The sequence below is a fragment of the Dyella sp. S184 genome (assembly GCF_009766065.1).
GTDB lineage: Bacteria > Pseudomonadota > Gammaproteobacteria > Xanthomonadales > Rhodanobacteraceae > Rhodanobacter.
In genome coordinates this window covers 199774-220507 of the sequence record NZ_LMUE01000003.1, presented here as the reverse complement: position 1 = coordinate 220507, position 20734 = coordinate 199774, and the positions used below count along the sequence as shown (strand labels likewise).

General features: G+C 61.2%; 16 protein-coding genes. 6 read left to right on the top strand and 10 right to left on the bottom strand.

What is annotated here, in order from left to right:
* Positions 1 to 21 precede the first annotated feature (21 nt).
* Positions 22 to 1557 (bottom strand): glycosyltransferase family 39 protein, encoded by a 1536-nt coding sequence (locus tag GSQ75_RS08510; RefSeq protein WP_158754128.1) that lies wholly within the window; start codon positions 1555 to 1557, stop codon positions 22 to 24.
* 431 nt (positions 1558 to 1988) lie between these two features.
* On the opposite strand from GSQ75_RS08510, the gene GSQ75_RS08505 reads away from it, so the two are divergent.
* Positions 1989 to 2348, top strand: coding sequence for a YciI family protein (locus tag GSQ75_RS08505; protein WP_158754127.1), 360 nt, complete (start codon positions 1989 to 1991; stop codon positions 2346 to 2348).
* Between the two features lie 35 nt (positions 2349 to 2383).
* Here GSQ75_RS08505 and GSQ75_RS08500 read toward each other — a convergent pair whose 3' ends face one another.
* The 3 genes from GSQ75_RS08500 to GSQ75_RS08490 all read right to left on the bottom strand — a co-directional run bounded on the left by GSQ75_RS08500 (position 2384) and on the right by GSQ75_RS08490 (position 5842).
* Complete coding sequence (locus GSQ75_RS08500; RefSeq protein WP_254058508.1) at positions 2384 to 4261, bottom strand: KUP/HAK/KT family potassium transporter; 1878 nt, start codon at positions 4259 to 4261, stop codon at positions 2384 to 2386.
* Positions 4262 to 4432: 171 nt separating this feature from the next.
* Positions 4433 to 5143: a DUF899 family protein gene (locus GSQ75_RS08495; protein WP_158754126.1), complete on the bottom strand. Its 711-nt coding sequence runs from the start codon at positions 5141 to 5143 to the stop codon at positions 4433 to 4435.
* A 39-nt stretch (positions 5144 to 5182) separates the two neighbouring features.
* Positions 5183 to 5842 carry a glutathione S-transferase family protein gene (locus GSQ75_RS08490; protein ID WP_158754125.1) on the bottom strand — a complete coding sequence of 220 codons (660 nt, stop codon included), beginning with the start codon at positions 5840 to 5842 and terminating at the stop codon, positions 5183 to 5185.
* 288 nt (positions 5843 to 6130) lie between these two features.
* Between GSQ75_RS08490 and GSQ75_RS08485 the strand changes: the two genes are divergently transcribed.
* Positions 6131 to 7525, top strand: a complete 1395-nt coding sequence (locus GSQ75_RS08485; protein WP_158754124.1) for a serine hydrolase — start codon at positions 6131 to 6133, stop codon at positions 7523 to 7525.
* 135 nt (positions 7526 to 7660) lie between these two features.
* Positions 7661 to 8380, top strand: a complete 720-nt coding sequence (locus tag GSQ75_RS08480; protein ID WP_158754123.1) for a glutathione S-transferase family protein — start codon at positions 7661 to 7663, stop codon at positions 8378 to 8380.
* A 58-nt stretch (positions 8381 to 8438) separates the two neighbouring features.
* Here the strand turns inward: GSQ75_RS08480 and GSQ75_RS08475 are convergent, their stop codons facing one another.
* Positions 8439 to 9857 (bottom strand): PLP-dependent aminotransferase family protein, encoded by a 1419-nt coding sequence (locus GSQ75_RS08475; protein WP_216840654.1) that lies wholly within the window; start codon positions 9855 to 9857, stop codon positions 8439 to 8441.
* Positions 9858 to 10132: 275 nt separating this feature from the next.
* Between GSQ75_RS08475 and GSQ75_RS08470 the strand changes: the two genes are divergently transcribed.
* Positions 10133 to 11119 (top strand): transporter, encoded by a 987-nt coding sequence (locus GSQ75_RS08470; RefSeq protein ID WP_158754121.1) that lies wholly within the window; start codon positions 10133 to 10135, stop codon positions 11117 to 11119.
* Between the two features lie 63 nt (positions 11120 to 11182).
* On the top strand, positions 11183 to 11950 hold the full coding sequence (locus GSQ75_RS08465; protein ID WP_158754120.1) for a class I SAM-dependent methyltransferase: 768 nt from the start codon (positions 11183 to 11185) through the stop codon (positions 11948 to 11950).
* Positions 11951 to 11960: 10 nt separating this feature from the next.
* Here GSQ75_RS08465 and GSQ75_RS08460 read toward each other — a convergent pair whose 3' ends face one another.
* The 5 genes from GSQ75_RS08460 to GSQ75_RS08440 all read right to left on the bottom strand — a co-directional run bounded on the left by GSQ75_RS08460 (position 11961) and on the right by GSQ75_RS08440 (position 19694).
* Positions 11961 to 13406: an FUSC family protein gene (locus GSQ75_RS08460; RefSeq protein ID WP_158754119.1), complete on the bottom strand. Its 1446-nt coding sequence runs from the start codon at positions 13404 to 13406 to the stop codon at positions 11961 to 11963.
* 231 nt (positions 13407 to 13637) lie between these two features.
* On the bottom strand, positions 13638 to 14039 hold the full coding sequence (locus GSQ75_RS08455) for a biopolymer transporter ExbD (protein ID WP_158754118.1): 402 nt from the start codon (positions 14037 to 14039) through the stop codon (positions 13638 to 13640).
* A gap of 230 nt (positions 14040 to 14269) precedes the next feature.
* On the bottom strand, positions 14270 to 16600 hold the full coding sequence (locus tag GSQ75_RS08450; RefSeq protein WP_158754117.1) for an isoamylase: 2331 nt from the start codon (positions 16598 to 16600) through the stop codon (positions 14270 to 14272).
* Between the two features lie 613 nt (positions 16601 to 17213).
* Complete coding sequence (locus GSQ75_RS08445; RefSeq protein WP_158754116.1) at positions 17214 to 18602, bottom strand: serine hydrolase; 1389 nt, start codon at positions 18600 to 18602, stop codon at positions 17214 to 17216.
* Between the two features lie 219 nt (positions 18603 to 18821).
* Positions 18822 to 19694 carry an NmrA/HSCARG family protein gene (locus GSQ75_RS08440; RefSeq protein WP_158754115.1) on the bottom strand — a complete coding sequence of 291 codons (873 nt, stop codon included), beginning with the start codon at positions 19692 to 19694 and terminating at the stop codon, positions 18822 to 18824.
* Between the two features lie 122 nt (positions 19695 to 19816).
* Between GSQ75_RS08440 and GSQ75_RS08435 the strand changes: the two genes are divergently transcribed.
* The gene (locus GSQ75_RS08435; protein WP_158754114.1) at positions 19817 to 20725 is read left to right on the top strand and encodes a LysR family transcriptional regulator; all 909 of its coding nucleotides are present in this window, start codon (positions 19817 to 19819) and stop codon (positions 20723 to 20725) included.
* Positions 20726 to 20734: the final 9 nt, after the last annotated feature.

Genomic DNA, 20734 nt, shown 5'->3' with positions numbered 1-20734 from the left:
TCTTCACCAACTACACCGTACTTAGGTTCCGCTTTTTGGTGCAGCGAACATCAGAATGGTGATTTCCTTGCCCTCGGGAATTTCCAGGGCGGGCGCGCCCAGGGCGGCGATGCGGGTCTTGAACGCGTCTAGCTCCTCGCGCTGGCCCAGCGCTGAGCGACCATTCACCGCCCAGACGCGGCCTCCCTGTTTCCAGCGTGCCAGTGCCACGTCGAGTCGAGGTGTCACCAGTGCGGTGTTGCCGATCGGCGAGGTGTCCCTGGGCTGCAGCACGGCGAGCATGGTGGGCGCGTTTGGATCGCCGGTGAATACCGTATCGCCAGGGCGGACATTCGCGGCCAGCGTGGCAGCAGCCTTATCCCAGCGTGGCTTGGTTTCGATCCGGTAGACCGGTGCAAGATTGATCGCGCACAGCAGCAACAGCGCTGTAGCTGCGACAGGCACAAGGCGACGCGGCAGGGCGGCGGCGCCCATCCCGGCCAGGATGAAAAACGGTGCGGCGCTCCATAGGATATAGCGCGGCAGCACCATGGACTTGACCAGCGAGATGGCCAGCAGCAATAGCGGTAGCGCCGCGAAGCCCAGCAGCAGGACGCGGCCTTCCAATCGTCCGCGCATACGGAACAGCCCGATGCCACCCAGCACCGCCACCAGCAACCCGAGCAGCGGTACGGCCGTGGGCAGTACGCTGAAACGCACCACGGCGGCAATGCGCATCAGATAGGCGCTCTTGGCGGCGACCCGAAGATTGCGCCAGCTCAAGGGCGGGACCCAGTCGAACTTCTGCAGCATCTGGCCATCGCTGGCCGCCAGGATCGCGCCGTAAAAGGGCACGCAGCACACAAGGATGATTGCCACGCTCAGCAACCAGCTGCGCCGGAAGCCGGCGTGTTGCTCATGCGGCTGTTCCAGACGCAGGTTGCGCCAGATCAGAAACAGCGAGAGGTTGGCAGCGATCAGCCAAGGTGCCGCATCGCTGAGCACATCCAGCGCGCCGATCGTGCCAAACACATAAGCCACCCAGCCGCGCCAATCAAACTCGGGATGGCGAATGCCCAGCGACGCACGTACTGGATTTTGCGCCAAGCGGACCAGGCCCCAGAGTGCGACGGTGATCAGCAAGGTCACGAGCGTATACGAGCGCGCTTCCTGGCCGTATTGCACCTGCAGCGGCGACAACGCCATCAGCAGTCCGGCGACGATGGCGGCACTGCGGCCGCCGATGCGTCGCGCAATGACGAACACCATGCTGGCCGACATGGCACCGAACAGCGCTGACGGTATCCGCAGCCACGCGTCGGCCGAGTCGAACTGCGAGAACAGTTGCAGCATCAGGAAATAACTCGGCATGTGCCGGTTGCTGAAGCTGTCGGCGATCAGCCCGTCGATGCCAAGATGAATGCGCTGGTAGGTCAGTGCCTCATCGAGCCAGAACGGCTGGCTTTCGATATGGAGCAGGCGCGCGGTCAAGGCGATCAACAAAATGGACAGCACCCACGCGATGTCGCCCGTCGACCATTTCCCGATGGTGCCGGCTTGCTGGTCTTCGATGGTCATGAGCGTTTTCACGGTGGGGCAACCGCGGTGATTGCAACAGCGATACAAATGGCCATGACACATCGCGAAAAGCGCGGAAATATTTCACGGACATGACAGTCCGGCGATCTATCTTGGCGGGGATGTGCAATCTAACGCGGGTGGGATGAATCGGTTGTCAGCGCGGAGCTACACGTTGGGTCGCGTTCAGTCCTGGGCCGCTGAAACGAGGCAAAGATTTGCAAAGGTACAGTTGCGACTTCAGATCAGGGATGCTTCTGCCTGACGAACGTATGTGCATGAGTCCGCTTCGCGGACAGAAATAGATGCAGAAATTCCGCAGGGCATGTCGATCCGATCCTCTCCCATTCGTTGCATGCATAGCCGTGGGGTTTACAGGATGCGCAATCGCCCGGTATCCGGCCCGAACAGCCAACGACAGGAGCATGACCATGCGATTCCTTTCCATGATCAGGATCAACGAGAACAGCGGGCTGCGGCCCAGCGAGAAGCTGATGAGCGATATGGGCAAGCTGCTGGAAGAAGTGACCAAAGCCGGGGTCATGCTTGATACGGCCGGACTCAGGCCGACATCGGAAGGCGTTCGTGTACGGCTTTCCCACGGCAAGATCAGTGTGGTCGACGGCCCGTTCACCGAGGCGAAGGAAGTGATCGGCGGTTACGCGGTGATGGAGACCAAGTCGATGGAAGAGGCGATCCACTGGACCACGCGCTTCCTCAAGGTTCATGGCGACGAATGGGACATCACCTGCGAAGTGCGTCAGATGGAAACACACCCCGAGCCTGCATGAGGCCGTTGACGTGGTTTCAGCCCGTTCGGATCCTGCTAGATGGACACCTGTCTGCCTATGTCGACAACATGGTCCGCGGGCACGTGCAGGTAATCGGTAACGCGCACGCTATTGCGCAGCAGCACGCTGAACAGCGCTTCGATCCAGCGCGGCAGGCCGCGACCGTCCTTGCGTGGCACGATTTCTTCCATGCCGATGAAATAGCTGAGTTCGTGTGTTTCGATCGGACAGCCATGCGTGGCGATCAGCGACATCAGGGCTGGCAAGTCGGGCTTTTGCATGAAGCCGTAGCTTGCGGTGATAGACCAGAAGTTGGGCGCCACCTCGGCGATGGTCAGACGGTCCTTGACCGCGACGTAGGGGGTGGATGCGATATCCAGTGTCACCGCCAGCACGCGTTCGTGCAGGGCATGGCTATGCTTCACATACCACAGCATCACCGGCGGCGTGTTGGCCTTGGCGCGCGTGAGGAACACGGCCGTACCGGGCACGCGCGCAACCTTGGTCTCGGTGATGTCCGCGATGAACGCATCGATCGGCACCGGGTTTTCGGCGAGCCGAATCGCGACGGCGGTAATGCCCCGATGCCACACATACATGACGAGATAGACCAGTGCGGCAAGCATCAACGGCACGTAGCCACCGTCGAACAGCTTCATCATGTTCGACGAGAAGAATGACGCATCGACCACGAAGAACACGCTGGCGATGGCGCCGCTCAAGGCCAGGTTCCACTTCCAGATTTCGCGCATGGCGATGAACAGCAGCACGGTGGTCATCAGCATGGTGGCGGATACGGCGATGCCGTAGGCACCGGCCAGGTTGTCGGATTTGCGGAAGCCCAGCGCCAGGCCGATCGTCACCAGCATCAGGGTCCAGTTCACCACGCCGACGTAGATCTGTCCGTAACCCTCCTGAGAGGTCTGCAGGATTTTCAGCCGGGGCATCCAGCCCAGGTGGATCGCCTGCCGTGTCATGGAAAACGCGCCGGTGATGATCGACTGGCTGGCAATGATGGTGGCCACCGTCGACAGGATGATCAGCGGCAGGGTCAACCATGGCGGGCACAGCCGATAGAAGATATTCCCATCGGTCGGTACGCCGGCCAGAACGATGGCGCCCTGGCCGGCGTAGTTCAGCACCAGGCTGGGAAAGACCAGGGAGGCCCACGCCAGCTTGATCGGGCCGGCGCCGAAGTGACCCATGTCCGCGTAGAGGGCTTCGGCACCGGTGACGCACAGGAACACGCCGCCCAGCACCAGGAATCCGCCAGCGCCGCTGTGCAGCAGATAGTCGAGTCCGTAGTAGGGGTTCAGTGCCCACAGGATGGCCGGATGTCGCGTGATGCCCCACAGGCCGAGCACGGCCATGACCAGGAACCACACGAGCATGATCGGACCGAAAGCACGTCCGATTTTCGCGGTACCCATGGGCTGCACCGCAAACAGTGCCAGCAGGATGATGACTGTCAGCGGCAACACGTACGGGTGCAGCGACGGCGCCACGATATTCAGCCCCTCCAGCGCCGACAGCACCGAGATGGCCGGGGTGATCGCGCCGTCGCCATAAATCAACGCGGCACCGAACAGGCCTACCGCAACGAGCAGCGGGCGTTTTTGCCGCTTCACGCCCAGCAGAGCCATCAACGCCAGGATGCCGCCCTCGCCATTGTTGTCGATACGCATCGCAAAGCCGGCGTACTTCACTGACGTGACGATGATCAGCGTCCAGATCAGCAGCGAGATCACGCCGAGTATGGTGTGTGCGTTGTTGCCGCCTGTCATGTCCAGCACCGTCTTGAACGTGTACAGCGGACTGGTGCCGATATCGCCGAAGACCACGCCGAGTGCGCCCACGCTGGCTGCCAGCGCTACGGGCTTTTTCCATGGACGGGACGTGGATTCCGGGGTCACGAAGCACCTGCTCGACGGCTGGTTCAGCAAGGGGACAAGGTATGGAAGTTCAGTGACAGTCCCGGTATCGCCCCTTGTAGCGCATAAAAGACCGGCGGTAAAAGGGACCGGGCCCTTGCCGGCTTGCTATGCAGCAGCTGATGCTTGGAATGTAGCAACCTGCCTTGGGCGTCAGTCCTGGTAGTTGAGTTTCGGGTACCAGTCCGTGCCGCGTCCCTCGGGTGTCATGTCGAGGATGGTCCAGATCGGCATCAGGTCGGGTGCGCCGCGCGGGTCCTGGCCAGGATCGGCGGTTTCGCTACCCATCTCACCGCTCCAGTAGTGGCGAATCGTGCCGTCGCGACGAGTGAACACGTTGATGGCTGAGTCATCGCTGCCGTTCTTGTCGATGCCGTGGTAATCGCGGCTGAAATTGCCGTTCGTATCGGAATAAAGCTTGAGGTCGCGCCAGCCACGCTCCTTCTTGAATGCGAGGAGGCGCTCGATCGGCGAACGTGCAACCACGGCCAGTGCAACGCGCTGCCCGATGTCGCGCGCCTCGCCGTCCCAAGCACTGAGCAGTGACGTGCACATCGGGCAGGGGCGCTCGCGCTGCGGGCCGAACATGTAGCTGTAGACGACCAAGGTCTGCTTGTCGCCGAATAAACCAGCAAGATCATGAGGACCTTCTTCGCCTTCGAAGCGGTAGTCGCCGGTCACTTCGCCACCCGGCGGCAGTGCGCGACGCTGTTCGGCAACGCGCTCGATGTGCCGACGTAGCTCGATCTCCTCGACGAACAGCGCATTGCGTGCGCGGCGGTAGTCTGCGCTTTCGTTGGGGAAGATCATGAGGTTGAGCTTCGCCAGCTCGGCGGCGGGGACGAGGGTTGGGGTGTGGGCCATGGTCAGTCTCCTGTTAGGGCAGGTATCAATCGCGGCGATTCAATCACGAGCGGGCGCGCCGAGCGGGAACAACGGGCGGTAGGGGCGTGCCTCATCGACGGCGCGGGCAAACGACGGGCGTGCCAGCAGCCGTTTGCGGTAAGCAATCACGTTTGCGAACGATGTACCGATGCGATGCGTCCAGTCGGCATAGAACAGGAACGGCGCAGCACCGCAATCGGCGAGGCTGAAACTGTCGCCAGCCGCCCATTCACGATCGGCCATGTGCTTGTCGAGCCAGCCGTAAGCGATATCGAGCATCGCGCGCGCGTCGGCGACACCGCGTGCGTCACGCTCTGCTTCCGGCCGCAGGCTGTCGGCTACGATTTTCTGCTGAGGCGTGGAGATATAGTTGTCGAAGAAGCGGTCCATGCTGCGCACCTCGAGCGCGGCGCGGGCATCTGCGGGCAGCAGTGATACCGGTCCCGGATGGTACAGACCGAGGTACTCGATGATGACGCTCGTCTCGATGACCGTCCGGTCGCCGTCCACCAGCACGGGAAAACGCTTCAGTGGCCATAGCGCCGCGAATTCCTCGAATAGCTGTGGGTTATCTTGCGAAAGCAGGCGCCATTCGAACGGTGTGCCGTTCTCATACAGCGCAACCAGGGCCTTCTGGCAGTAGGAGGAAAAGGGGTGGGCATAGAGCTTCAATGTCATCGTGGATCGCCTTGGCTGGAGAAGGAGGGCTTTCCCAACGACGAACGAAGTCGAAGGAAATCGACATCCGTTCGAGAACCTTGCTTAACGTTTTACTGTTGCGATGGGTTTTTCTGGAAACCAGGCGACAAGACACACTTTGCCGTTACGATAATTGCCTGAAGATACGCGGGTTGCTGACTCAGCCCAGGCAATGCAGCGATCACCACGCCGCCTCTATGCCCAAGTGTGTAACGGGGCGCAAGGGTGCGGGACTTTGGCGCAACAACCTTACACGGAAAGATCAGCATGCTGGCTCGTACGCTCAAGATCACCGCTGGAACGCTGCTAGTCATCACGCTGATCGCAGCGGTTCTCATCAAGATATTCGCTGGTGAACCACTCACCATCGCCACCAACTCGGTGAGCCGTTCGCTGTGTGACGCAGCCTTCCTGTCGCAGGTGGATCCTGACCGCCTGTTTGCGGAAGAGCAGTTGCCCAACATGCGCAGCATCGGCTGGGCACTTCACTACCACGTGGATCGCGAGAAGCATGAGGTGCGAGCCAGCGTGTTGGGTGCCTTTGGCGCCCGTGCGGTCTATCGTGAGGGCCTGGGATGCGTGCTGGTTCACGGCGATGCCGGGCTGCCCGAGGCCGAGGGTTTCAAGGCCGACCCCATCACCAGTGCGTACGCCGAATCCGGCGTGGTGGAGCTTGCCGACCCGGCATTGCGCCAGGCGCTCGATCACGCCTTTGCCGAACCCGACCCGTCACAGCCACGACTGACCAAAGCCATTGTCGTACTGCACGATGGCAAGCTGATTGCGGAGCGTTATGCGCCTGGCTACGGACCCGATACACCCATCTGGGGTCATTCGGTATCGAAGTCGATCACCAGTGCGTTGATCGGCATTCTTGTGAAACAGGGCAAGCTGCGTGTGGATCAGGTCGCGCCGATTGCCGCGTGGGCCTCGCCGCAGTACCCGCATCACGCCATCACCATCGACCAGCTGCTGCGCATGGATAGCGGCCTGCCATTCGATGAAACCGATGGCCCGGTCAATCCCATGGCGCGCATGTTTTTCCTGGAGAACGACATGGCTCGCTATGCGGCGACGGTGCCACTGGATCATCCGCCGGGCACCGTCTGGGCCTATAGCAACCTCGGCTATGTACTGCTCGCGCGCATCGCGGTCAACGCGGTGGGTGATGGCGGCGCCGTGGATGCCGAGCGCTTCGTGCGCGAGCAGCTGTTTGCGCCACTTGGCATGCGCCATGCCGTCTTCGAAACCGATCTTGCCGGCACGCCGGTCGGCTCCAGCCATGTCTATGCCTCGGCGCGGGACTTTGCGCGATTCGGACAGCTCTATCTCGATGATGGCATGGTCAACGGACGTCGTATCCTTCCCGAAGGGTGGGTGGCCTACAGCCACTCGCAAACCCTCAAGACCGGCTATGGCGCGGGCTTCTGGACCAATCTGGTGAACGAGGGCAGCGTGCCGGTGTGGGATGCGCCCTGGGGTATCCCGCAGGCGCCAAAAGACATGTTCTACGCCCGCGGTGCCTTCGGCCAGTACATCGTCATCGTGCCGTCGGAACATCTGGTGATAGCGCGCCTCGGTATCAGCCTCCATGGTGGCACCGGCATCGGCGACCTCGTCGCTGGGGTGATCAACGCGCTGCATCGTGCACCGCAGTCGTAATTGCCGTGATCATGGGTCGGTCGTGGCTTGTAATGAAGCTCCGGATCATGGAGCACATGGCGCTACCACTGCTGACACGATGCTGTCAGCAGCCCCGCGCCACGCTATGCCCATCTTCCGCCGCCGAGCATGAGCATGTCGTCATCGAGCCTCACCCTTTACGCCTCCCGCGCCGGTTTCGGGTTGCCTGACACGAGTCCGTTCGTGATCAAGACCGAAGTGCAGCTGAAGATGGCTGGTCTGGCCTATGACAGGGCATCGACCATTCCGCCGCAGGCACCGAATGGCAAGCTGCCCTTCATCAATGACCACGACGAGGTGGTGAGCGATTCCACCTTCATCCGCGCGCATATCGAGCGCAAGTACGGAGTGGATCTGGACGAGGGACTGGACGCGCGCCAGCGTGCGGAATCCTGGGCGATCGAGCGCCTGCTCGAGGACCATCTCTACTTCGCGATGGTCTGGTTCCGCTGGATCGACCCGGAGAATTTCGCCAAGGGTCCGGCGCATTTCGCCGACAGCGCGCCGGAAGCAGATCGCCCGAAGCTGCGTCAGGATCTGCAGGCACGCAAGGCGGTCGAGCTGCATGCGCAGGGGCTGGGCCGGCACACGCCTGCGCGTATCGCCGAGCTGGGGACTCGTTCGATCGACGCGCTATCGCAGCGGCTGGATGACAAGGTTTGCTTCATGGGTGAGGCGCCAAGTGGCGTAGATGCCACGGCATTCGGCGTACTCGCTGGTGTGCTTACACCATTCTTTGATACGCCCCTTCGTCAGGCAGCGGAGGCTCGACCGAATCTCGTTGCCTACGTCGCCCGCATGATGCAGCGCTATTACCCCGAGCATGCGTGGTGAACCTCGAATCAGCGCCTTTGGCCTTACGCGTAGCTCAGCAGATGGGCGCTTTCAAACTTCAAATGCACTGCTTGAGCTTGCGTACGCCATCGAGGATTTCAGCCACATCGGCGCCACCGTAGCCAAGGATAAGACCGCCCCTGGCAGGTGGATTCACATAGCAGGGGGACAACGGCCTGGCCGAGACACCCTTGCTGGCTGCCTTGATCGACACCGCTACATCGTCGATACCGGGCGGCAGCAGTGCGACCAGATGCATCCCGGCTTCGGTGCCAATCACTTCGAGCTTGTCCCTCAATTGCTTGTGAATGGCTTCCATCAATGCTGTTCGCCGCTCCATGTAGAGCGTGCGCATTCTCTTGATGTGCCGTGCGAAATGTCCCTCGCGGATGAAGTCGGTCATGACCATCTGGTAAAGCGTGGAAGAAAAAGTGTCGGCGGCATCGCGTGCGTCGAAGAACACAGGCAACAGATCCTTGGGCACCACCATGTAGCCAAGGCGCAGGGCGGGAAACATGACTTTGCTGAAGGTTCCCACGTAGATAACCCGCTCGCCTATGTCCAATCCCTGCAACGAAGCGATCGGACGACCACCGGAGCGGTACTCACTGTCGTAGTCATCCTCGATGATCCAGGCACCGTTGCGCGTCGCCCAGTTCAGCAGCTGCATCCGCCGTGCCGCACTCATCGTCACGCCGAGCGGAAACTGGTGCGAAGGCGTGATGTAGACGACGCGGGCGCCGCGGCCCCGGCGGATTCCTTGCGCGACATCCATGCCCTCCTGGTCGACCGGCACCGGAACGAGGCGAACACCGGCCCTCACCAGCGCATGGCGTGCGCCGGGGTAGCCGGGCTCTTCCACCCATGCGCGATCATTGGCGTCCAGCAGGACGTGTGCGCACATCTGCAAGGCCTGCTGGGATCCAGTCGTCACCAGGATCTGCGACGCGTCGCACCGGACGGCCCGAACTGTGCTCAGGTATTCCGCGATGGCTACGCGAAGTGGCAGGTACCCCATCGGGTCGCCGTAGGCCATCAACTCGATCGGCAGCTTCCGCGAATGCCGGTTCACCAGCTTCGACCACACACTGGCGGGAAACTGGTCCAGCGCCGGCACGCCGATTCGAAACGCCCCCAGGTTGTTCAGCCATGTTTGTGGTGGGACCTGGATCAACCCGGCGCGTCGGGAAATCCTGCGCGGTGCATGGTTTTCAATAGATGGCAGTGTGACGTCGAAAGGCCCTGTGCCCGAGGGTTTCGGAGTCCTTCCCGGTATCGATCTGGCAACGCAGGTGCCGGCGCCCACGAAGGTCTCCAGATAGCCCTCGGCATACAGTTGTTCGTAAGCGCTCATGACCGGGACGCGGGAAATCTTCAGTTCGTCGGCGAGGCTTCTGCTCGATGGCAAGCGTTGTCCCGGCTGTAACTGGCCATCGACGATGGCCCGCCGAAACCACTCGGACAACTGTTGATGCATCGGTGTGCCGCTCCTGAAGGCGAGCGTGATCGGCGGCAGATAGCTGGCAGCGAGACGTTTCATTGCGGCGACCTGAAGTGGCTAGGTCAAATCCTAACAAAGTGGCTATTCCAGTAAACCACTTCGTGGCTTAGTTTTTCCCTGCGCACAGTGCTGCAGACAGACGAATGAAGGAGCAGATGAACGCACTCAATCCTTGGCGGAGCTGCCTTCTGCTTGGTGGCCTGATTGCCCTGTCCTTGCCTTTATCCGGGCGGGCACAGGAAAGTGCAGGCGTGTCATCGGCCGCCCAGACGGGCGTGGCAGTCGATGGCAGCAACCCTCTTTCGTGGGTCACGGGTGGAGCCGACGGCACGGCGAATGCTGACGACGTTTCGCAGACGACCCGCCAGAGTCGGGACGATGCATGGTGGACCGGCCCCATGCTGGCCAACTCGGCTGAAACATTGCCACCGGGCCATTTCCTCATCGAGCCCTATCTCTACGATGTGCATTCCACCCATGCGGATGGTTTCGGATCACGCGCCTACGTGCTTTACGGGCTGGCAGAGAATCTGACCGTCGGTTTGATCCCCATTGTTGGCTACAACAGGGTAAGCAACGGCCCGAACAGTTCGGGTGTCGGGCTGGGTGATATCGAGGTGCAAGCCCAGTATCGGTTGACGGAATTCCATGAAGGCAGCTGGATGCCGACGATCGCGATCCAGCTGCAGGAGACGTTGCCGACCGGTAGATACGACCAGCTGGGTGCCCGGTCGAGCAATGGCTTCGGCGGCGGAGCCTACGCGACGACGTTGGCGATCAATTCGCAGACATACTTCTGGTTGCCGAACGGTCGCATTCTGCGCATGCGCTTCAACGTGTCGAAGACGTTTTCCAACAAGGCGGACGTGCAGGGCGTAAGTGTTTACGGCACGGGGAATGGTTTCAGCGGAAGCGCTGCGCCAGGCAATGCTGTCTTCGTCGATGCGGCCTGGGAATACAGCCTGACGCAACGCTGGGTGCTGGCGCTCGACGCCACGTACAGCCACAACAGCAACACACGCGTGAACGGGTATGACGTTGTGGATGCAGGCAGTACGCTGCCGTTGCTGGGCATCCAGTTGGACTCGGGTTCCAGCGTGGCGTTCGGCCTTGCGCCCGCCATCGAATACAACTGGACACCCAATCTCGGCGTCCTGCTTGGTACTCGCGTGATCCTCGGCAATCGCAACACAACGGCCACGATCACGCCGGCGCTGGCGCTCAACTACGTCTATTGAGGTTTAAAGTAGCGGCTGGGAAAGACCACTTCGATCACAAGTCGTACTTCAGGAGGTCATCTTATGAAGCTCCACTGCTTTTTGATTGCCGCTGCTGCTCTCGTTGCATGGACCGGCGTGCCGGCGAAATCGGCGCCGGACGTACCGGCGTACATTGCCAGTGCCGTTGCCGATGCCGGACGGCCAGCCGATGACAAGGCACAGGATGCGAATCGTAAGCCCGCAGAGGTGCTGGCATTCGCTGGCGTCAAACCTGGAGACAAGGTTGTGGATCTCATGCCGGGATCCGGCTACTACACGCGCATCTTCAGCAAGATCGTTGGTGCTCAAGGCAAGGTCTATGCACTTCAGCCATCTGAAATGAACAAGGTCGCGCCGAAGAGACTCCAAAGCCTGATGACGTTTGCAGGCACAACGGCTTATCCGAACGTGGTTGTCATGGTCCAGCCCATTGCAGCGATCAGCATTCCCGAACGCGTCGACATGGTGTGGACGTCCCAGAACTACCATGACCTGCACGACCCTTTCATGGGGTCGCCGGACATGGCCCACTTCAACAAATCCGTTTTCGATGCCTTGAAGCCCGGCGGCATTTTCCTGGTGCTCGACCACGCCGCCGCTGCTGGCAGCGGCATCTCCAGGACGAATGATCTGCATCGGATCGACCCTGCCTCAGTGAAGACCGAAGTCACCGCTGCCGGCTTCGAGTTCGTCGGCGAGAGCAAGGTGCTGCGTAATCCCGGAGACAATCATTCGCTTGCGATCTTCGACAAGTCGATCAAAGGCAAGACCGACAAATTCATTTACAAGTTTCGCAAACCGTTGCATTAGGCGGCGAGTTTCAGTCGGATGCTTGAACCGTGCTCTTCGGGCGGTTTTCCAGCGAACGGCGCAACTCGCACAACGCCTGCTGCAACTCGGTGGGGTCGCGCATCGATTTGCGCGCGGTGCCCACAGCTCTGCGTACGGAGCCAGGCGTTTCGCCCTGGTCGATCAGTGCGGCTGCGGGCGCACGGCATGCCACCAGCGCATCGACCCAGTCCGCTGGCTGCATGGCGCGAAAGCGCCGTGTGACCAGGCGGCTGGCGCGGAAAGCCGGGGCGACCTGTTCCACTGACGAGATGGCTGCCACGAAATCATCGGATCGGCGCGCGGGCGTAACCGGATCCAGCGCATCGGCAAGGATCGCCAGGGTGTCGGCGATCCGTCGCCGCAGCACGGCGGTCGACCGCACCGGCAACACGAACCACGCGGAAGCGACGCCGATGATTGCGCCGATCACGATTTCCTCCAGTCGGGGCCACAGGATGAGTGGCGCCGACGAACCCGAGTAGCCCTGCAACAAGGCTAGCGCGAGTGTGACGAACAGTGCCCACCAGGCATAGCCCAGCGGGCGTAGCCACACCCCGAGGAAAATGGCGACCAGGATCAGCGCGACGGTGGTCATGTCATGGGATCCGATGTGGAAGGCGAGCGTCAGGGCGAGAAAGGTACCGCCCGCGGCACCCAGTACACGCAGGACACTCTTGTATGCGACATCCAGCCGGCCACGGTTGCCGCTGATGACGATGAAGGCGGTGAGTACGACCCATGCCCATCGCTCGGCGAAAAAGACGTAGCCGACCACGAAGGATACCGTGAGAGCGACGGCCATCTGGATGGCCATCCGGGTGCTTGCGATCGGGCGCATCGAACTCTCGCGTGTCGGTGCAGGTATCGGACGTTCTGTGATACGCGCCGGAGGCAGAAAACCTGCGCGACGCGCCAGCGCATGCAGTGCGCCAACCCATAGCAGGGCCAGCAAGGCGATGAGTATCGGTACCAGCAGCGCCGGGATGGCGCCGCCTGGCGTCACCCGGATGTGCGGTGTAGTCAGCAGCACGACGAACGGCAGCGCAATCAGCGAGCCTGCCCGCGCTGCCATGGGACCGAACCGGCGCAGCCAGATCGACACGAACATGCCGGTGACGAAGACGAATGCGCCGATCCATGGCACGCGATGCAGCAGGGTGCCGACACCGACCGCGACGAGCCCAACGATGGGCAGCGCGACGGCTGCTTCGATGCGCCCACGCAGATCGCGATCCAGCTGGCTGCGTGAAAGCGAGAGGCATAACACCACCGCCAGTACCGCCGGGCCAGGGCCCGGCGCGATCGCCAGCGCGCACAAGAGGGTGGCGATGGCAGCGAGCATGGTCACGATCGCTTCCTGCAGTCTGCGGAGAGGCGTGGCAACACTCGTAGTCGTCACCGTGGTCGCCTTGTCGTAACCATAGAGATCATTCATGCGACAAAAAGATCAGCGAAGAAATGGACCTTCACTTTCTCATGCTCGACAGGGTTGCCGACAGGTCGGGCAGTTTGAAGAATGGTGACAGGCTGCAGGGGCAAGTGCTCTTGCATAATTGCAATGTGGAACAGCAGGTTCTGAAGGTGTGAGTTAGTACAGGCTGCGGGAAAAGGTGACGGAGGCAATGAATGCCTGCAATTGCCTCCGCTTCTTCAAGATGAGCTGATGTCAGTGATTGTCTACAAAATCAATCCGACTCAAACCATTGGCCTTGGCTTCGGTCAGTACGCGCGCCACCGACTCGTACGCTGCGCCATCGGCTGCCTCGATATGCAGTGACGGCTGCTTTGCCGCCTGCGATGCGATGAACAGCTGCGTATCGAGTTGTGCCTCCGTGAGCGGCGTGTCATTCCAGTACAGCGAACCATCCGCGTGAATCGCCAGCCGGACTGGCTCGGCCATCGAGGTCTGGTGATCGATGCCTATCTGCGGGAGGTCGACCCTCGCCTTGTGCGTTATCACTGGTGCCGTCAGCATGAAAATGATCAACAGCACCAGCAGTACATCCACCAGCGGCGTAACGTTGATCTGCGTGATTGCAAAATTTTCAACGCGTGCAGAGAAGGTCATGATTCTTTCTCCTGGACGAGCGACGATGTGAGCAGCTGTGATGCCGAGGCGAGGAGAGCCCCCGACACCGTCAGCTTACTCCGGGCCCCGATTCTTTGGCCACGATCATTTTCAGTCAAGACAGGTATCGCGTTTACCAGAGGCGACTAGCTTAGTGAGCGAGAAAGACCACGGATATTTACCAGGAGCATTTGTCCCATAAATGTCCGTGTCTCCTTTCTCCAAGCTGATTACTTCGAGATCAGAAGCAGCAGGGACTGGCCGCACTGGCTGTAATTGGTACCGCTCCCACCGATCAGGGTTTCGTTACCTGGAGTGACGAAGGTATTGGCACCATCATTCCAGTCGCAGGTGTCTGTCACGCGGTACCAGTTCGTGCCGGTGGGCGGCGCGGGCAGCGTGAATGTGACGCTGCCTGACCAGCCGTTATAGGCGATGTACATCGAATTGGCGTCGCCGAAGGAAGATCCATTGACGGTATAGGCGAGCGCGTAGTTGCTGGTGTTGCTCCAGTAACTGCTGGTGGCGACCGCGCCATTCGGTTGATACCAGACAAGCTGACTCGAGGTGTACCAGGTCACCGGGCGAAGCGCCGGGTGCGCCTTGCGGAAGGCGATGATCCGCTGGGCGAAATTGTAGAAGTTCGACTGGTTGGTGCTCCAGCTGTAGTTCAACCAGTTGGCGGTCGAGTCGAGGTTGTAGGCGTTGTTGTTGCATTGAAGCGTGCGCAGGTATTCGTCACCGCCCTGCATCAGCGGTGTTCCTGCCGACAGCATTTCGAAGGCCATGCCGGTGCGTGCGGCGCGACGCTGATCGACTGCCGTTCCAGTGCCGGCCGACATGCCCTGATCCCAGCTGTAGTTGGTTGTAGTGCCACCGTCGGAGGGGCCGTAGGGCCACGCCTGGCTGTTGTTCGAGCCATTGCAGGAATACACGTCGTTGAGCGTCATACCATCGTGGATATCGATGAAGTTGGTGGAATTCCAGGGTGAGCGGCCGCTGGCCTGGAACAGGTTGGAAGAGCCAGAGAAATCATTGGCATCCTGGGTGATATAGATCGTCATGTTGCCAAGCTCGTTCTGCGCCTGACGCATGCTGTCGCGAAAGACGCCGTTCCATTCCGACCAGCCGTTCGGGAATCCGCCCAGCTGATACGAATTGCCGCCGATCGCCCAAGGTTCGGCATACAGATCGAGCCCGCTGCCACCGGCCGCCGGGCGCACCGTGAACTCCTTCAGGATGCGGTTGATCGCCACGTTCGAATCCGCGGCGTCGAAGTTGTATCCACCGTTCGGGCAGTTCGGCGCGGCGGATTCGTAGCTGCCATTCAGGCAGCTGTTGCCCAGTACCGAGGCAAGGTCGAAGCGGAAGCCGTCGACGCCCATGGTGTTGGTCCAATAAGCGAGCGAATCGACGATCAGGTTCTGCGCGACGGTGTTGTAGGTGTTGTAGTTGCCACCGACGCCGGTGTTGTCGTAGTAGTACTGGTTGCCCGAGGTGAGTTCGTAGTAAGTCGTATTGTCCAGACCACGCCAGGAATAGATGGTCGCGGTGGTGGGGTCGGAGCTGGTCCACGTGCCGCCTTCGCCGGTGTGGTTGTAGACCACATCCATGTAGACCTTGATGCCGGCGTTGTGGAACGCCTGCACCATCGCCTGGAACTCGGCGGTCGGACCGCCCGCTGCCTTGTTGTAGGCATAGTGGCGATCCGGCGCGAAATAGTCTTCGGTCATGTAGCCCCAGTAGTTCTGGTTCGCATCCGAATTCGGAACGACATCGTTCGCATCGTTCTGGGTTTCCTGCACGGGCAGGAACTCGACGGCAGTGACGCCGAGGCTGGCCAGATAGCTCGCCTTGAGTCCGGCACCGTAATAGGTGCCCTGATATTGCGTGGGAATGCTCGGATCCTGCTTGGTCAGGCCACGCACATTCACCTCATAGATCACATCGTCTTTCTGCGCGCGCGTCGGCTTGGTGCCGGTGCTTTGCCCGCTGGCCGACAGCACGATGCCTTTCGGTGCATAGGTGCCGCTGTCTATGGTCCGGTAACTGGCGCCTGACGCGAAAACGTCGGCATTCTGGTTCGATGCATTGAGCGGATCCTGGCTCATTTCCTGTGCGTAGGGATCCAGCAACAGCTTGTTCGGATTGAAACGGTTGCCATTGGCGTCGACATCCGAAACGAATCCAGCCGCAGAGCCTTTCCCCCAGCTAGCGTTATATGGCCAGTTCGGACCCCAGGCGCGATAGCCATAATAAACCGCCCCGGTAATACCTGCGGCCTGGAGGGAGGACACCGGCACCGTCACTGCCCAGACGCCATTGCCCGCCGGGCTGAGCACATAGGTCGCCGAATCCTGCACGCCGTAACCGCTCGCATACAGATAGAGCACCATGCGGGTGGCTTGAGAGGAATAAACCCGGAAGGTGATGCTGGTTTTCTGGGCGTTGTAGCTGGCGCCGAGGCTCATGCTGTTGATCGCTGCATGGGCTGGCATCATAGGAGCGGCGGTGAGGCTGGCGATTGCCAGCAACACGGCGAAGATCTTCGGACATTTCATTCGGGTCTGTCTCCATCCTGTTTCGTTGACGATCAGGTGCAAAGAGCGACGTGATTGAGTGCAATCCTTGGAGCGGTATGGCTTGGTGCAACGATCTTCGGTTGCCGCAGTGATCTCGGAAGCCAACGCGCAGGGAAGGTCTTTAAGCGACATGGCTGATGCAGCAGCCAGTGCATTGCATGGTAGGTAGCATCGCAATGCAGCAACCAGCGTATGCATACGTATTCATTCGAAGTGGATGCCACGGCTATTGGCGCACTCGCCTCCGTGCTCACACCATTCTTCGATATGCCGTTGTGTCATGCAGCTGAGGCGTACCTAGACCTGACCGCCTGCGTTGTCCGTATGATGTGTTGCTATTACCCAAGCATGTGTGGGACTTGCCGAGGCCTGGCCCGGAGTACCGAGCTGCCTGTATGGGGCGTGTCAAAACGGAAGAGCCGCGCATTGATGGTCATGTCCCTTTCCGAATGGGAGGGAACGACGCGCGGTTACAAGCATCGCGCTTTAGGGTATGGAAGACCGCGTCGTTCAACGCCGCATGGTCGAATTACGGCGGCTGTCGAGTCTTGCTGGATGACACAGGTTGTCCGGTCGAGTTGGGCACGCACACTTAGCGCACGGTAGCCGTCATGTCATTGATCAGACGCACCAGGCCGTGCATGTCAAAATTCGGAGGGTCAAGAGTCGAGCCTAACCTCACTATGACCAAACGTCGGGAGGGCACGATGGCGATCCGCTGCCCATTCATGCCCGAGGCGAAGTAGGCGTCGCCGGGCATGCCGTCGATGATGTGGCTGCCGTCCGCTTCGGTGCCGGTATTGGTCCAGAAGCCGGAGCCGTAGATGCTGTCGAGCGTCTGCTTGCTGACATACGCACTCCATCCTTCAGGCAGGATGCGATGCCCATCGAGCACGCCGTCATCGAGATAGAGCTGGCCGAAGCGCGCCCAGTCGCGCGCAGAGGCGTAGATGCGGGTGGAACCGACCAGGGTCTGCGCGCCATCGAATTCCATCAGCACGTGGTGCATGCCGAGCGGGTCGAACAGCTCGCGATGCGCGAAACGGATCAGGCCGGGTGCGCCACCCCCAACGGTATCGCGCAGGATGCCGCCCAGGATCAGGGTATTGCCGCTGGTGTATTTCCACTGTGTTCCTGGCGGGATGCGCAGCGCGGCATGGGCGGCGTACGCAGCCATGTCCTTCCGCAGGAACAACATGGTGGAGACCGGATCGAAGCCGCTGTCGTCCTCGGTGAGGTCGAGACCCGAGGTCATCCGCGACAGCTGGTCCAGCGTGATGGAGTGGCGTGGGTCGTCGGGCGCTTTCCAGGCCGGCACGGGTGCCGGCGCGAGCATGTCCAGTTTGCCCTGTCGGACCAGGATGCCGAGCAGGGCATTCACCACCGACTTGCTCATCGAGTAACCGAGTTGCGGTGTATTTGGATCGAAGCCGGCAGCATAGCGCTCGGCGATGATCTTGCCGTCATACATCAACACGATCGCGTGCACGTTGCGGCGTGGGCCGCTGGCCGGTTCCGCAAAGGCACGCGCCAGCGCGGCGACGATGGCCGGGTCGTTATTGATGACTGGCGCAGCGGGTGCCGTCGTGGGGGATGCTGCCTCGCGCGCTGCCTGCAGCGTGGCGGCATCCGGTGTCATGGTGGGCAGTGCGCAACCGTAGCCCGGGTAGTAGGTGGCTTCGCTGGTGAAGCGCCCATGCCATTGCGCGGTCACCGTGCGCCGTGTGGCATCGACGGTGTAGCGCAAGCGCGGCAGCAAGATGCGCATGCCGTGCAGGGGTTCGATGTTTTCGGCAAACACCCGATCCGGTACGAGGCCGGAAACAAACACGTCCGCACACAGCGTCTGCGCGACATTGGCTGTAGCGACACGCAGCGCGCGATCCGGCCGTTTCCACAGGATGAGTCCTGCAACGACAATCACAATTGCGCACACGAAGGCGGCTACGATCCGGGCGATGGCTTTCAGTCGCTTCGACATAAAAATCCTTCGTGATGTTCCATAAGCGTTTCCGCGTGGCGACAAGGCTGCTGGAGTTCATCAGCGCAGCATGAGCCGACGCAACCCTACCCGATACCTTGCAGCTCAGGCAGTGACAGATGTCAGCTCCGGGGCGCATCCTGCGCGAAGGTCCGATGCGCGCGATACGAGCAAAGGGTCAGAGGCGTCATGGCACTCTGACCCAGCTGGCAAAATCGCTCAACGCCAAGCTGCGGCCGTCTCCTTCGCAAAATCCCGGTATGAGCGAGGGGCGTGGCCCAGAATGCCGGTCATGATTTCGATGGCGCCGGGCTTCGGCAACATGCCATCGCTCTGGAAACGCACCAGCATCAGGCGGATGTCGTAGGCGGACCATGACGGTGCATGGCTCGCCATGTTTTTCTCGAAGCCGGGCAGGTCGTTGCCACCGTAGCTCACCGGTTTGCCCAGCACTTCCGACCAGATCGCGGCGGCGTCCTTGCCGCTGAGCGTATCCGGGCCGACCAGTTCGATCACTTCGCGTGGCAGCGGCGTGGCGGCCTGATGGCGGCGCAGCAGCGAAGCCGTGGCGATCTCGGCGATGTCGCGTGTATCGACCATCGCCACGCCGAGATCGCCGATCGGCATCGGGTAGACGCCGTGTTGCAGCAGCACGTCCTTCATCATCGCGTCGTTCTGCATGAAGTAGGACGGCCGCAGCACGGTGGCCGGCAGGTTGAACTGTTCGATCGCACGCTCCACCGTGTACTTGCCGGCGAAATGAGGCACGTCGGCAAACAGGTCACTGTTGTGGACCGAGAAATAGACGATGCGCTGGATGCCGGCCTCGCGTGCCAGCCCTAGCGTGATCAACGCCTGGGTCACTTCATCCGCGACCACGGCGTTGAGCAGGAACAGCGTGTCGACGCCTTGCAATGCCGCGCGCATCGATTCCACGTCGGTCATTTCGCCGGCGACGGCGTGCACACCTTTCGGGAAGGTCGCCTTGTCGGGATTGCGGGTCAGCGCATGGACGGCCGCGCCCTGCGCGGCCAGGCCCGTGACGATCTGCCTGCCGATGGCGCCAGTGCTGCCGGTGACGAGAATGCTCATGTCGTTACTCCTTTCATCTTCAGTGGGAACAGGTATCAGTGGGTACGCCGCTAATTTGACCGTTTCACTGAAGGTACGAAAGCCGTAAAATCAAGACACGATGTCTCATATGTGGAACATATATGGATCTGGAAGCGCTCGCTGACTTCAACGCGGTAGCCAGTCACGGTGGCTTTGGCCGGGCCAGCCGGATCACCGGTCGTCCCAAGGCCTCGCTATCCCGTCGCGTGCGGCAACTGGAGGATGCGCTAGGCATCTTGCTGATCGAGCGCGGGGGGCACACCTTGCGGCTGACCGAAGAAGGCGCCGCGCTGCACGAACAGACCGCCGCGCTGCTCGATCGCATCGACGACATCAAGGAAGCGCTGATGGGCGATGTCGGGTTGCCGCATGGCAGGTTGCGGGTGAATGCACCAGTGCTTTTCGCGCAGCGTGGACTGGGTCGCATTGCGGCCAGATACGCGGCCGCGTTTCCCGACGTGCAACTGGAAATCACCGCGGACGACCGCTTCATCGATCCGCTGGCGGACGGCTATGACCTGGTCATTCGTGCCAATCCCCAACCCGACACCGAACTGGCTGGCCGCTGCTTTCTGCGTGACGAACTGATCGTCGCCGCGCATCCGTCGATCGTTCGCCCTGAATCGGACAGCCATGCCGGGCCGATACCGGCAGTGATCCTGCCTGGCATGCCCGAAGACGCGCCGTGGAGCCTGACCAACGCCAAGGGCGTGCTGGCCTTGCGCATCCGGCCGGTGTTGCGCCTGTCGTCGATGACGATGGTGCATGACGCCGTACTCGACGGCGTTGGCGCCGCGATGATGCCGCGCTCTCTGGTGCAGGCCGATGTGGACGCCGGCCGCCTGCTCGATTGGGGCGTAGTCGCGCAGCGCAGGATCGAAGTATGGGCGCTGTATCCGCCACACCGTCACGTCAGCCGAAAAGTGTCTGCTTTCATCCGCATGCTCACCGAGCAGTTCGTGGATGGCTCGTCGGACGGGTTTCAGTCGCTGGTGCGGTCGAGCGCCTGAGCCCTGGAT